This is a genomic window from Streptomyces sp. CNH189 (assembly GCF_000527195.1).
Map to the genome: position 1 here is coordinate 117,393 of NZ_AZUS01000010.1, position 13,206 is coordinate 130,598.

General features: G+C 71.8%; 14 protein-coding genes. 9 read left to right on the forward strand and 5 right to left on the reverse strand.

The annotated features are described in order from the left end of the window. Window positions 1–41: 41 nt before the first annotated feature. The gene (locus tag B100_RS0115785; protein WP_024885407.1) at window positions 42–1,487 is read right to left on the reverse strand and encodes a GDSL-type esterase/lipase family protein; all 1,446 of its coding nucleotides are present in this window, start codon (window positions 1,485–1,487) and stop codon (window positions 42–44) included. A gap of 369 nt (window positions 1,488–1,856) precedes the next feature. Between B100_RS0115785 and B100_RS0115790 the strand changes: the two genes are divergently transcribed. Both B100_RS0115790 and B100_RS0115795 read left to right on the forward strand, forming a co-directional pair. Next, window positions 1,857–3,203 (forward strand): DUF445 domain-containing protein, encoded by a 1,347-nt coding sequence (locus tag B100_RS0115790; RefSeq protein WP_037722902.1) that lies wholly within the window; start codon window positions 1,857–1,859, stop codon window positions 3,201–3,203. A gap of 137 nt (window positions 3,204–3,340) precedes the next feature. Continuing rightward, window positions 3,341–4,819: an MFS transporter gene (locus B100_RS0115795; protein ID WP_024885409.1), complete on the forward strand. Its 1,479-nt coding sequence runs from the start codon at window positions 3,341–3,343 to the stop codon at window positions 4,817–4,819. 133 nt (window positions 4,820–4,952) lie between these two features. On the opposite strand, the gene B100_RS0115800 is transcribed toward B100_RS0115795, so the two are convergent. Next, the gene (locus B100_RS0115800; protein WP_024885410.1) at window positions 4,953–5,255 is read right to left on the reverse strand and encodes a hypothetical protein; all 303 of its coding nucleotides are present in this window, start codon (window positions 5,253–5,255) and stop codon (window positions 4,953–4,955) included. Between the two features lie 223 nt (window positions 5,256–5,478). Between B100_RS0115800 and B100_RS0115805 the strand changes: the two genes are divergently transcribed. The 5 genes from B100_RS0115805 to B100_RS0115825 all read left to right on the forward strand — a co-directional run bounded on the left by B100_RS0115805 (window position 5,479) and on the right by B100_RS0115825 (window position 9,973). After that, the gene (locus tag B100_RS0115805; RefSeq protein WP_024885411.1) at window positions 5,479–5,898 is read left to right on the forward strand and encodes an Hsp20/alpha crystallin family protein; all 420 of its coding nucleotides are present in this window, start codon (window positions 5,479–5,481) and stop codon (window positions 5,896–5,898) included. 134 nt (window positions 5,899–6,032) lie between these two features. After that, window positions 6,033–6,509 carry a DUF2267 domain-containing protein gene (locus tag B100_RS0115810; protein ID WP_024885412.1) on the forward strand — a complete coding sequence of 159 codons (477 nt, stop codon included), beginning with the start codon at window positions 6,033–6,035 and terminating at the stop codon, window positions 6,507–6,509. A 109-nt stretch (window positions 6,510–6,618) separates the two neighbouring features. After that, entirely contained in the window at window positions 6,619–7,200 is a 582-nt protein-coding gene (locus tag B100_RS0115815; protein ID WP_024885413.1) for a sugar O-acetyltransferase, read from the forward strand. 215 nt (window positions 7,201–7,415) lie between these two features. Then, window positions 7,416–9,035, forward strand: a complete 1,620-nt coding sequence (locus tag B100_RS0115820) for a leucine-rich repeat domain-containing protein (protein ID WP_486585649.1) — start codon at window positions 7,416–7,418, stop codon at window positions 9,033–9,035. Between the two features lie 74 nt (window positions 9,036–9,109). Next, a complete protein-coding gene (locus B100_RS0115825; protein ID WP_024885415.1) occupies window positions 9,110–9,973 on the forward strand; it encodes a DUF1963 domain-containing protein in 864 nt (287 codons plus the stop codon). A 142-nt stretch (window positions 9,974–10,115) separates the two neighbouring features. Here B100_RS0115825 and B100_RS0115830 read toward each other — a convergent pair whose 3' ends face one another. Next, on the reverse strand, window positions 10,116–10,598 hold the full coding sequence (locus B100_RS0115830) for a GNAT family N-acetyltransferase (RefSeq protein ID WP_024885416.1): 483 nt from the start codon (window positions 10,596–10,598) through the stop codon (window positions 10,116–10,118). A gap of 251 nt (window positions 10,599–10,849) precedes the next feature. On the opposite strand from B100_RS0115830, the gene B100_RS0115835 reads away from it, so the two are divergent. Next, a complete protein-coding gene (locus B100_RS0115835) occupies window positions 10,850–11,290 on the forward strand; it encodes a DUF6086 family protein (protein ID WP_024885417.1) in 441 nt (146 codons plus the stop codon). A gap of 100 nt (window positions 11,291–11,390) precedes the next feature. Next, window positions 11,391–11,927, forward strand: coding sequence for a GNAT family N-acetyltransferase (locus B100_RS0115840; protein WP_024885418.1), 537 nt, complete (start codon window positions 11,391–11,393; stop codon window positions 11,925–11,927). Between the two features lie 80 nt (window positions 11,928–12,007). Here the strand turns inward: B100_RS0115840 and B100_RS35520 are convergent, their stop codons facing one another. Beyond that, the gene (locus B100_RS35520; protein WP_078540939.1) at window positions 12,008–12,208 is read right to left on the reverse strand and encodes a DUF397 domain-containing protein; all 201 of its coding nucleotides are present in this window, start codon (window positions 12,206–12,208) and stop codon (window positions 12,008–12,010) included. After that, window positions 12,209–13,054, reverse strand: coding sequence for a Scr1 family TA system antitoxin-like transcriptional regulator (locus B100_RS0115850; RefSeq protein WP_024885419.1), 846 nt, complete (start codon window positions 13,052–13,054; stop codon window positions 12,209–12,211). Between the last annotated feature and the right edge of the window lie 152 nt (window positions 13,055–13,206).

Here is a 13,206-nt window from a genome sequence, read left to right on the forward strand (position 1 = left end):
GCGGCGGCCGGGTGACGCGTCAGAGGCGGCCGGGTGAAGCGTCAGAGGCGGGCCGGGGCGCCGCCCTTCAGCGTGTCCAGGTCGAACGCCTCCGCCATGCGCGCGTACCCCTCGTCGCTGGGGTGCAGGCCGTCGCCGGAGTCGTGGCCCGCGCGGAACCGCCGCGGGTCGTACCCGTCCCGCAGCGCCTCGTCGAAGTCCACGGCCGCGTCGAACACGCCCCCGTCGCGGATCGCCGCGTTGACCCGCTGCCGTACGTCCTCGCGCGCGTCGGTGTACTCGCGGTGGCCGCCGAACGGCATCAGCGTCGCCCCGACGGCCTTGATCCCCTGGGCGTGCGCCCGCTCCACCAGGGCCGTCAGACCGCTCACGATCCGCTCGGGGTCGGCGGTGCCGGGCGCGCGCAGGATGTCGTTGACGCCCAGCACGACGACCACCACCTCGACGTTCGCGCGTCCCAGTACGTCCCGGCCGAAGCGGCGCAGCGCGCTGGGGTTCTCGGGTGGCGTCCCGGACCGGTCGGCGAGGATCTCGTTCCCGCTGAGCCCGGCGTTGACGACGCTGTACCGGGGGAGGTCCCGGCCGTCGGCGAGGGCCGCGCGCAGCCTGCCGGACAGCACGTCGGGCCAGCGGGCGTCCGCGCCGGTCGTGGACGAGATGCCGTCGGTGAGGGAGTCGCCGAGGACGACGACCGTGCCCTCGGAGTCGTCGCTGAGGACGTCCAGCGCGGTGACGTACCGCCAGACCGTGCTCCGCCCCGAGTAGGCGGCCCCGGTGGTGTCGTGGGTGTGCTCGCCCTCGGCGACATAGGAGATCTGCCGGGCGTGCTTGTGGTAGGTCACCGGACCCGAGGGGACGGGGGAGTACGTGCTGATCAGCACGTGCGCGTCGCGCGGGACCGGCACGCGTACGACGTCGCTGACCACCTGTCCGCCCGCCGGGACGACGACCGACGGGTTCCCGGCGAAGGTGAGAGGGCGCATGGTGTCGGCGAGCGCGGCGGCGGTGTCCGGGCCGGCGGAGACGGCGATCGACGCGTGCGTGAGGGTCAGCGGGGAGCGGCCGTAGAGGTTGGACAGGGTGACCCGGGCGCGGGTGCCGCTGGCGGCGGTGTGCACGACGTTGCGCACGGACCGGCCGGCGAGCCCGGTGGTCTCCGTGCCGGGTTCGGCGCCGCCGGGGGAGGTCGTCCAGGCGGTGACCCAGGTGCCGGCGGAGGCAGGGGCGACGGGCAGGTCGAGGGCGCCGGTGCCGGCGAGGGTGTCGCGTCCGCCGGAGCGGTCGGCCGAGACGCCGACGAAGATGACGGACGACACGGCGAGGACGGCCACGAGCATCGCGGCGAGCAGGGCCCCGTGCCGGGCGGGACGCTCCCGCTTCGGGGGGCGGTCCTGGCCGGCAGGGGGCTGCTGCGCGGGAGGGCGGTCCCGGCCCGCGGGGCGGGCCTGCTCGGGGTGCGGCGCGCCCCCGTCACGACGCCGGGTCATGCTGTTCTGTTCTCCTCGGGAGGCGGGAGCGCGAGGCTCCGGTCCGACGCACCATGGTGGGCCACGGCGGGGGAGATCACGCGCGGGACGCCCCCGGAGATCATCCGGGCGGCCCCCGGGACGGCCCCGGGCGGCCGCACGGGCGAGCCGGAGCCGCCCGCGACGCCTGGCGGGCCGGCCCCGGCAGACCCGGGCGGGCCTGTCGGGTGGTCGTGCCGAGCGGCCCGGGGTTTCCGGACGGACCCGGGGTACCCCTAGGTGATGTCCCTGGACAATCCCCCTCAGGACAGACGCCGGGAACTCCTGTTCCGTTCCAGGAGTCGGTCAGGAAGGGACAATGCGTGAGGGATCACCGAGCGGGTGGAGCGGATGGAACGGACTGAGACGGCAGACACCGAGGAGCGGGACGCCGCCGGGCGGCAGGCCGGCGCCGGCGCCGCGACCAACCGCGCGATGACGACGTTCAGCCCCGCGGACGAGGAGAAGCAGCGCGGCGTGCGCCGCATGAAGCTCACCGCCACCGGACTGCTGCTGTTCGTCGCCGTCGTGTACGTCCTCGCCAAGTGGGCCTCCCACCAGGGCGCCGGCACCTGGGCGGGGTACGTGGCCGCGGCGGCCGAGGCCGGCATGGTCGGCGCGCTCGCCGACTGGTTCGCCGTCACCGCCCTCTTCCGGCACCCCCTGGGCCTGCCCATCCCGCACACCGCGATCATCCCCACCAAGAAGGACCAGCTCGGCACCGCCCTCGGCGACTTCGTCGGGGAGAACTTCCTCTCCGAGGACGTCGTCCGCAGACGGCTGCGCGCCGTCGGCATCGGCAGCAGACTCGGCGCCTGGCTCGCCGTCCCCGAGCACGCCGACCGGGTCACCGCCGAGGTGTCGGCGGCGCTGCGCGGCGCGCTGACCGTGCTGCGCGACTCCGACGTCCAGGCGGTCGTCGGGGAGGCCGTCACCCGCCGCGCCGACGCCCAGGAGATCGCGCCCGGCATGGGCAAGATGCTGGAGCGGATCGTCGCCGACGGCGGCCACGAACGCGCCGTCGACGTCGTCGTCAGCCGCGCCCACGACTGGCTGGTCCTGCACGGCGACACCGTGATGGACGCCGTCCACGGCGGCGCCCCCGGCTGGACGCCGAAGTTCGTGGACCGCAAGGTCGGCGAGCGCGTCTACAAGGAGCTGCTGCGCTTCGTCACCGAGATGCGTGACATGCCCGGCCACCCCGCGCGCGGGGCGCTGGACCGCTTCCTCACGGACTTCGCCACCGACCTGCAGTCCGACACCGACACCCGGGCCCGCGTGGAGCGCCTCAAGGGCGACATCCTGGCCCGCAGCGAGGTGCAGGACCTGATCGCGTCCGCGTGGACGGCCGTACGGGGCATGATCGTGTCGGCGGCGGAGGACGAGCGCAGCGAACTGCGGCTGAGGCTGCGGGCGTCGCTGCTGTCGCTGGGCGCCCGGATGTCCCTCGACGCCAAGCTCCAGGGCAAGGTCGACGGCTGGCTGGAGAGCGCCGCGGTGTACGTGGTGACGACCTACCGCAAGGAGATCACCTCCCTGATCACGGACACCGTGGCGAGCTGGGACGCCGAGCACACCACGAAGAAGATCGAGGCCAACATCGGCCGCGACCTGCAGTTCATCCGGATCAACGGCACGGTGGTCGGCTCCCTGGCCGGCCTGCTGATCTACACGATCTCGCGGGCGGTGGGCGCGTAGACGAGGGGCCGCCGCGGGCCGTGCCCGGCCGTGCGTCCCGCCCGGTGCGGGCCCCGCCGCACCCGCCCCGGACCGCGCCGGGCGTGAAACCGGCGGGCACGGGGCAGACGGGACTCACTTCGCCGAGGAGGGAGCCCATGGCCACCGCGCAGTCCGGGTCCGGACGCACCATCACCACCAGAATCCCCGCCCGTCTGGACCGCCTGCCGTGGTCCCGCTGGCACTGGTCCATCGTCATCGGTCTGGGCACCGTGTGGATCCTCGACGGGATGGAAGTCACCATCGTCGGGAACATCGCGGCCCGGCTGTCGGAGCCCGGCAGCGGACTGCCCATCACCTCAGGGGAGGTCACCGGCATCTCGGCCGCCCTCTACGTGACGGGTGCCTGTGTGGGCGCCCTCTTCTGGGGGCGGCTCACCGACATCTACGGCCGCAAGAAGCTCTTCCTGATCACTCTCGCCGTGTACCTCGCGGCGACCGCCCTGACCGCCCTGTCCTTCGACACCTGGTGGTTCTTCCTCTTCCGCTTCCTCACCGGTTTCGGCATCGGCGGCGAGTACGCGGCCATCAACTCCGCGATCGACGAGCTGATCCCGGCCCAGTACCGGGGGCGGGTGGACCTGCTGATCAACGGCAGCTACTGGCTGGGCGCGGTCGGCGGCGCGCTGCTGTCCATCGTCGCGCTGGACACCTCGATCTTCCCGGCGAACGTCGGCTGGCGGCTCACCTTCGCGCTGGGCGCCGTCCTCGCGCTGGTGATCCTCCTCGTACGGCGTCACGTCCCCGAGAGTCCACGCTGGCTGCTCATCCACGGCCGGGACGACGAGGCGGAGCGGATCGTCGGCGGCATCGAGGAACGGGTCACGGCCGAGGCGGGCAAGGAGCTGCCGCCCGCCGAGGACGAGATGACGATCCACCAGCGCACCCGCACCACGTTCACGGAGATCGCCCGCACCGTCTTCGGCCGCTACCGCAGGCGCTCCACCCTCGGCTTCGCCCTCTTCATCGGCCAGGCGTTCCTCTACAACGCGATCACCTTCGGTTTCGGCGCGATCCTCACCCAGTTCTTCGACGTGCCGTCCGGGAACACCGGCTACTACTTCGCGGTCATCGCGGCCGGCAACTTCCTCGGCCCGCTGCTGCTGGGCAAGCTGTTCGACACGGTCGGCCGGCGCGTGATGATCTCCGGCACGTACGTGCTGTCCGGTGCGCTGCTGTTCGGCACGGCGTGGCTGTTCGACCGGGGCTCGCTCACGGCGGCGACGATGACGGCCTGCTGGTGCGTGGTGCTGTTCTTCGCCTCGGCCGGCGCCTCCAGCGCCTACCTCACGGTCTCCGAGATCTTCCCGATGGAGACCAGGGCCATGTCCATCGCCTTCTTCTACGCCCTCGGCACGGCCGCAGGCGGTATCAGCGGCCCGCTGCTGTTCGCCGAGCTGACCAACACCGGCAAGGTCGGCGACACGGTGCTCGCGTTCCAGATCGGGGCGGGCCTGATGGTCGCGGCGGGCATCGTGGCGGCGCTCCTCGCGGTGAACGCGGAACGGCGTTCCCTGGAGGACATCGCCACCCCCCTGTCGGCGGCCGAACCGCAGCAGGCCCCGGCCCGGACCTGACGGGACCAGCCAGGTCGGGCCTTGGCGGGACGAGCCAGGTCGGGCCTTGGCGGGACGAGCCACGTCGGGCCTTGACGGGACGAGCCGGGCGCGGACGGGACACCCCCCCCCGCCCGCGACGGTCGGCGGGGTCTCAGCCCCGTCGGTCGGCGACCGCCCACGACGCGAGGGCCACGGCGCCGGCCACGCCGAACACGGCGGGCCAGGCGCCGACCTTCTTCGCCAGCGGGTGCGACCCGGCGAAGGCGGCGACGTAGGCCACCGACAGGGCACCGGCCGCCGCGCCGCCCGCGCGCTGCCGCCACTGCTGGGCGGCGGCGACCCCGGCGGCGGCGAGGACGACCCCGCCGAGCTGCCGCTTACGCGTCCAGCGGGCCACGCCGTACCCGCCGACGAGCCCGCTCGCGGCCACGACCGAACTGGGAACCTTCGCCATGCCTGCTGCCTCCTGCCACTGCGCCCCGCACGGGGCGCGGGTCCACGGACTCCGAGGCTAACTCTCCCGGCGACGCGCCCCGCCACCAGCCCCGCACCAGGACCCCCGGACCGACCGACCCGAAACTGAGTCCCCTCTTGTCAACTTTCCTCCCCATCGGCTATATAAGGAATTGACCCGTAGGGCATCGCACCGATGACGCCACAGAAAGGAGTGGACTGTGATGCTCATGCGTACCGACCCCTTCCGTGAGATCGACCGCCTCACGCAGCAGGTGTTCGGCCCGATGACCCGCACCTCGGCGATGCCGATGGACGCCTACCGGGCGGGGGACGACTTCATCGTCCACTTCGACATCCCCGGCATCGACCCGGAGACCATCGAGCTCGACGTCGAACGCAACGTCCTCGACGTGCGCGCCGAGCGCCGCTCGCCGGCCCCCGAGGACGCGGAGACGGTGGTCGCCGAACGGCCCACCGGCATCTTCACCCGCCAGCTGTTCCTCGGCGACACCCTGGACACCGAGCGCATCGACGCCTCGTACGACGCCGGCGTCCTGACGCTGCGCATCCCGGTGGCCGAGGCGGCCAAGCCGCGCCGCATCCAGATCACGGGCGGCGACCGCAAGCAGCTCACCGGCTGACCGCCGCCCACCCCTTCCACGCGTCCCGCGGACCCCCCTCCCGCGGGACGCGCCCACGCGCCGTACGCCCCCGCCGGGCGACGGACCACAGGACCCCCTCGGAACCGAACACCGCAGAAGGAGAGGAGCTTCGGATGACCACGCTGACGCCGCGGAAGCCCGCGGTCCCGCAGCCGGGAGGGAACATCCCGGCCGAGGCGCGCCCGGCCCAGGACCCCGCCTGGCGTGAACTCGTCGACGCCGTACGGGAGGCCGGGCAGTACCCGACGCGGTCGGAGGCGGAGAGCGTCACCCGCGTCGTCCTGTCCGCCCTCGGCGGTCACGCCGTCGGTGACGAACGCGTCGACCTGGCCCGCGCCCTGCCCGAGGAGGCCGCGCGGGTGGTCGCCTCGCAGATCCCGGCGACCCGCCCGCTGACGGCGTCCGAGTTCGTCGACTCGGTGGCGGCCCGCATCGAGGGCGCGACCCCGGCCACGGCCCGCTGGGACGTCAGCTCCGTGCTCAGCGTCCTGCCCCCGCTGGTCGGCGACGAGCTGGTGACCCGCGTCCTCGCGCAGCTGCCCCCCGGCTACGCCCTGCTGTTCGGCCGGGCGGAGCTGGCACCGGCGTGACGACCACGCCGTAGCTCCCTTCCTCACGGGCGCCCCGTGCCGCACCGGCGGGGGCGCCCGCCGTGTGCGCCCGTACCCGTCGGCGGGCGAGGAGCGTACGGTCGTACGCGTGACGGCCGACCACTTCGCGGGGGACCCGCGCACCAACCTGGAGCGCATGCTCGCGGGCGACCTGTACATCGCGGACGACCCGGAGATCGCACGCCGGCAGCGGCACGCCATGCGGCTCGCGTCCCGCTACCAGGACGCCTACGTGGACGACCCCGCCGCGGCCCGGACGCTCCTCACCGAGCTGCTGGGCTCCGCGGGCGAGGACATCGACGTACGGCCGCCCCTGTACGTCGACTACGGCAGCAACATCAGCATCGGCGCGCGGACCTTCGTGAACTACCACCTCACCGCGCTGGACGTCGCCCGCATCACCATCGGCGAGGACTGCCAGATCGGCCCCCACGTCCAACTCCTCACGCCCACCCACCCGATGGAGCCGCAGCCCCGGCGGGACAAGCTCGAGGCGGCGCTGCCCATCACCATCGGCGACAACGTCTGGCTGGGCGGCGGCGCGATCGTCTGCCCCGGGGTGACCGTCGGCGACAACTCCGTCGTCGGCGCCGGCGCGGTGGTCACGAAGGACATCCCCGCGAACGTCGTGGCGGTGGGCAACCCGGCCCGCCCCGTCCGCACGCTCTGAGCCGCGCACGCGAGCCGACCCCATGGCCACCGGGCGAACCAGCTCTCGGACGCCGTGGCCGCGGCCTTCGACTGATCCGGCCCGCGGACCGTCGTCTGCTCGCGCTCGCCCCGTCACACCGCCGCCGCCTCGCCCCTCGGAACCAACTGACCGACCGTCCACGGAACGCAAGGCTCGACAAGTCCCCTGTCACACCCGGCCCCTACAGTCCTCCCATGACACGACCGACTCCCCCCGGTGCGCCCACCGACGACATACCGGGCGACAACACAGCAGTACGGACACGGCAGTTACGGGCGCTTCTGGAAACCGCGAGTCCCGCCGAGGCGGGTGACGCGGTCAGAGAACTCATGCGGCTGGCGGCGTCCGGCGGCGGCGACGCGGCGCTGGATCTGGCCGTGCGGTACAGCGAAGCGTCCGACCGCTCCACCGAGGAACTGTGCCGGTTGTGGGCGATCGCCGACGGAGACCCGTTCGGTTTCTGCGAGAACCTGGAGGCCCCCGCGTACCGCGCGCGCAAGGCCGTCCGGAGACTCGTCGCCCTGTCCGCGCCGGGTGACGGCGGACATGCCCTGAGACTGGCCGCGCGGTTCACCCCTGCGGACCCGTACGCGTCCAAGTTCCTCGTCCGTCTGTGGAGGACGGACCGTGACCCGGACGGTTTCGCCCAGCACCTGCTCGCCCCGGCGTTCCGTCAGGAGGGCAGGACGGAACTGAGGCTGCCGTACGCCTCGTCCCTGCACGGTCTGCGGCATCTCACGATGCTCCAGAAGCTCGACCTCCACCAGTGTGACGAGCTCACCGACCTCACCGAGGTCGGTGAACTCACCGGTCTCACGGACCTCGATCTGAGCGGCTGCACGAGCGTGCGGGACCTCACCCCGGTCGGCCGTCTCACCCGGCTCACCCGCCTCGACCTGAGTGGGTGCGGCGCCGTCGAGGACTTCGAGCCCTTGCTCAGCCTCGGCGGTCTGCGTCAACTGGGGCTGAGCCGGACCAAGGTGCGTTCCCTCCGTCGGTTCGGCGGGGCACTCGCCGCTCTGGAATCACTGAATCTCCGCTCGTGCGGCTCTCTCACCGACCTGGACGGACTCGACGAGCTGCCGCGTCTCGCGCACCTCCGACTGAGCGGCGACCGGCTGGGCGACCTCTCGCCGTTCGCGGCTCTCCCCCGACTTCAGTCCCTCGACCTCGACAGCTGCGGCGAGCTGACGACGCTCGAAGGGCTGGGCGGCCACCCGACGCTGGTGAAGCTCGGCATCCACGGCGGTCCGCTCCTGCGCACCACGGAGGGCCTGGGCGAGCTGCCGGCGTTGCGGGAGCTGACTTTGACCGGATGCACCACGCTGGCCGACCTCAGGGGCCTCGGCCGCCTGCCCGCACTGCGCACGTTGATGATCAACGGTTCCGCCGTCCGCGGCCTCGGTGATCTGTCCGGATCTCCCGTGTCCACACTGACCCTGCTGTACATGGAGGACCTGGAATCGCTCAGTGCCCTTCAGGAGTGCTCCCAACTCCATGAACTGCGCCTCCATTTCATGAAGGACGGCCCCCCGGCCGAGGGCATACCGGTGGAACGGCTCAGCTCACTCACCGTGGCAGGCCCGCGCTGGGCCGCGTTGAAGGACATCACCCTGTTCACCGCCTCGCCCCGCCTCGCGGAACTCGACCTGCGCCACTGCCGGTCCCTGACGGACCTCCGGCCGCTGCTCGACATGCCCGCGCTGTCACACGTCCACCTGGCGGAGCGGAACGCGACCTCGCCCTCGGGGATCCCCGAACCGGTGGTGACCGGACTCAGGGCGCGCGGCGTGACCGTCACGCTGCACCCCTGACCGTCCACGAACCGCCGCCCACCCGACGCGATGTCCCGCTTCCAGTCCCCCCGACCGACCGCAAGGAGACCCCCGTGCCCCCCGAAACGCCGGACATACAGCCGGACATACTGGACGAGTTCCGTGAGAGCGCCCTGGCAGAGGGCATCCCCCCGGACGACATCGCACGGTGGACGGCCCTCGTCCGGCCCTGCGCCATGCTGGGCACGCGGGGGGATGGGCCGGTGGTGGGCCGGCTCGGCGGGCCCCTCATGCTTCCCGCCGACGCCCCCGACCCGTGGTGCAAGCTCGCCGCCACCGTCGACCTCGCCGCACTGCCCGCCGGAGTGACCGACCTCGATCTGCCCGCCGACGGCCACCTCCTGCTGTTCGCCGACCCCGACCCCGACCGGATCGGGCAAGGAAACCTGGGCACCGCACTCCACATCCCCGCCGGCACACCCGTCGAGGAACGCCCCGCGGACCTCGACCCGGAATGGAAGAGCTACCCGTACGAAAAGGACTTCCCGGAAGGTCTGCTCCGTCTGAGGAACGACGTCTCCCTGCCGTACTACACCTCGGTCCATGCCCCCGGGCAGCCGCTGGGCTGCGTGGATCACCCGGACCACCCCCGTGCGGACGAACTGATCGAGGTCTGGAGCGACATGCCGGGTGAGAGCACCGGCCGCGGGCTTCAGCTGGGCGGATACGCCGAGGACGAGTACTGGGCGGAGGACCCCAGTGTGTCGGCCGGGCGGGAAGCCGCACGAGCGGTGGCCCGAGGCGATCTGCCCGCGCCCGACACGGACGTACGTCCCGAGGACTGGGTGTGCCTCGCCCAGTGGGTGCACGGGATCGACGGTTTGGAGATGGCCCTCTACTCCTGGTCGATCTCCCGGCAGGACCTGGCCGCGGGACGCTTCGACCGGGTCTACGCCACCATGACCTGGAACCCGTGACACCCGTGGGACGCCGACCCGCGAGCCGACGTCGGCCACGGCGTCCACTCCCGTGTGGACGGCAGCGGGGATGGGTTCCCACGTGCCGTCGACGGCCAGCCTGAGGGACGGGCGCGCGAAGGCGTCCGTCCCGGGACCCGGCTCAGAGCTCCCGGTAGTAGACCGCGACCGGGAGCGCGGTGCACCCGAGGCGCTCGTAGAGGGCGCGGGCGGGTGCGTGGAAGGGGTCCCCGCCGGTGCCGATCTCGACCACCTCGGCCCCGAGGCTCCGCATCCGCGCGAAGGCGTGCTCGCACAGGGCGGTGCCGACGTGGTTGCGGCGGTGCTCGGCGGAGACGGCGAGGTGGCTGACGGTGCCGTTCCGGCGGGCGGGGTCGACGCTCCACGCCACGTAGCCGGCGATGCCGTCGTCGGCCTCGGCGACGTCGACGTACATGTGCCGCTCGGGGGCGTGGAGTTCGGGGACCTGCCTGCGGTAGTCGTCGCGCCAGTCGCCGTGCTGGTTGGCGAAGACGGCCTCACCGACCAGGGGGCGGAAGGAGTCCTCGTAGAACGGCCGGAACGTCTGGATGGTGAGTTCGGTCAGACGCGCCAGGTCGTGCGGGGTGAACGCGCGAATGAGCATGGGAGTGCGCCTTTCGGGCTGAGGGCTGGACACCCAGGGGGAGAAGGGCTGGGTCGGCCCGCTCCCGGCCGACGGGGTCGGCGGCGAGCGGGGCCCTCAGTGACGCGTACGCAAGGCGGCAAAGCACTCCATGCGTCCCAGCGTAACGCCGGTGGACGGCACGGCCGCCGGCCGGCCGCCGCCGTAATACGGACGACGGGCTGTGACCCGGCCGGTTACGGTGTTCTGCCAGAACGAGGGGGAGGCGTGCGGTGAGCCAGTACTACGACGTGGGTGACGAGACGCTGTGGAACCCGTCCAACGGGGTCTCCCGCATGTTCCAGAGCCAGGTGGCGGTGTTCGAGGCGGAGCTGGGACAGCCGTCGGGTATCGGACCGATGGCGAACGACGAGTGCCAGATCGACCCGGACACCTTCGAGACCTTCGTCAACGCCCTCCTGGCACGGCACCGAAGGACGACGCACGGCGTCTGGCTGGCGCTCACCGAAGGCTTCGTCGCCACGGTGCTCGTCCTGGCCGAACGCGCCGCGATTACGGTCGACTGGGCAGGACTCGGGGGCGCACCGCAGGGCCCGTTCGAAGACGTACAGATCTCCACGCTCACCGGGATGTCCACCCCCGGGGACGGCGCCGCATGGGCCGCCGGCCTTCGTGCGAGGACCCGGGAGCTGGGCCGGCACATGGCGCGCTGACCGACCGCGGTCCGGTCGTCCTGTCGTACAGCTGCCTCCCGCCGCGGACGGTCCCCTTAATCGATTGCCGCCGCTCGCTCCGGTCCGATAGGAAGACCGCATGTTGAAGGGAACCAGGGTCGGGCTCAGGGACCGGCACGAGGACGACATCCCGATCCTGCGGGCCGAGCTCTACAACGACGTGGTCAACGCCGCGCGGGCCGAGGGCGCGCCATGGCAGCCGGTCACGTCGAAGGACCCCCGCCTCGCCGTCGACTACGCGGCCGAGGGGGTCGTCCCCTTCTCCGTGGTGGAGCTCGAAAGTGGCACGCTGGTCGGCACCGCGAACCTGTGGGGCATCGACAGCCACAACCGCAACGCCCACATCGGCCTCGGCCTGCTCCCCGCCGCCCGCGGCAAGGGCTACGGCACGGATGTCGTGGCGACCCTGTGCTACTACGGCTTCGTCGTGCGCGGCCTGCACCGCCTCCAGATCGAGACGCTGTCGGACAACGAGGCGATGATCCGCTCCGCCGAGCGCAACGGCTTCACCCGCGAGGGGGTGCTGCGCGACTCGGCGTGGGTGCTGGGGGAGTTCATGGACGAGGTGGTGCTCGGGTTGCTGGCGGGGGAGTGGAAGGCGGGTGGGGTGGCGTGACCTCATGACGAGGCTGCAGCGCCGTCAGCCCTGGTGCCTACGGGGGCCATGCGCACCCCAGTTGGGTAGCCGCGACGAGGTCACCGGGCGGGCACGTCCGCTATGAAGTGCACCCAGGCCTTCTTTGACACCGTGAGTCGCGGGCCCGGCGACCGCTTCGAGTCTCTTATGAGCACGACGTCCGGTGTGAAAGCCGCCTCCAGGCACTCAGTCGCGTTGCCGCCGCTGTACGACGACTTGAACCACTGGGGCCTCTGAGCGGGCGGCTGACCGACTGTCATTTACAGCTCCTCGCGTACACGCTGGATCAGGGAAGAGGACGCTTCCATGTCCAACGCTTGTGCGCGGAGGTACTCGAACGCAAGACGATAACGCTCAAGTTCCTCCTCCTTCTCAAGGAAGAGCGAGCCGGTGTGGAAGTCGACGTAGACCACGTCGAGAGCGGATTCGGTGCCGCCGAGGATGACGAAACTGCCAAGCGCTGCCGAGTGCGCGCCCTTGGAGAACGGCAGCACCTGAAGCGTGACGTGAGGCGACTCGTTCGCTTCCAGCAGCCGGCTGAGCTGTTCCTTCATGGTGTCCGGTGAGCCGACGACCCGGCGGATGACGGATTCGTCGAGGATCGCCCACAGCCGCGGCGGGTCGGGGCGGGTGAGGATCTCCTGCCGCTTCATGCGGATGTCGACGAGCCGCTCGATCTCAGCCGGCGCCAGCGGGATCTCGTTCGCCTTCTGCAGAGCGGTGCTGTAGGCGCGGGTCTGCAGCAGACCGGGAACGTACACGCAGGAGAAGTGGTCTTCCCGTACGGCCTCGTCCTCCAGTGTGAGCAGCAGATTCATGCTCTCCGGGATGGAGTCGGCGAAGGAGCTCCACCAGCCCTGCTGCTTGGCGTCCTTGGCCAGTCTGACGACGGCTTCTCGCTCGGCGTCGGTTGCTCCGTACTCGCGGCACAGCGCGTCGACGACGATCCACTTCACCGGGCCCGCCTGCGTCTCGTAGCGGCTGACCGTGGCCTTGGATACGCCGACCAGCCGCCCGGCTTCCTCCAGCGTCATGCCACTGCGGGCGCGCAACTTGCGCAGAGTGGAGCCCAGTTGGCGGCGGCGCGTTGTGGTCCTTACGGACATGGGACTCCTCTGAGGCGTAGGCCTGGCGGCCGTTCGGGCGAGAACAGGCTAGGCAGGGCGGGGCTGCGCCACGTGTTGATTCACCCGATCGAGGTTCGTGAGAAGTTACATGGTGAGAGTTCTCTGTGCCATCCTCGGTAGCGCACCGCCAC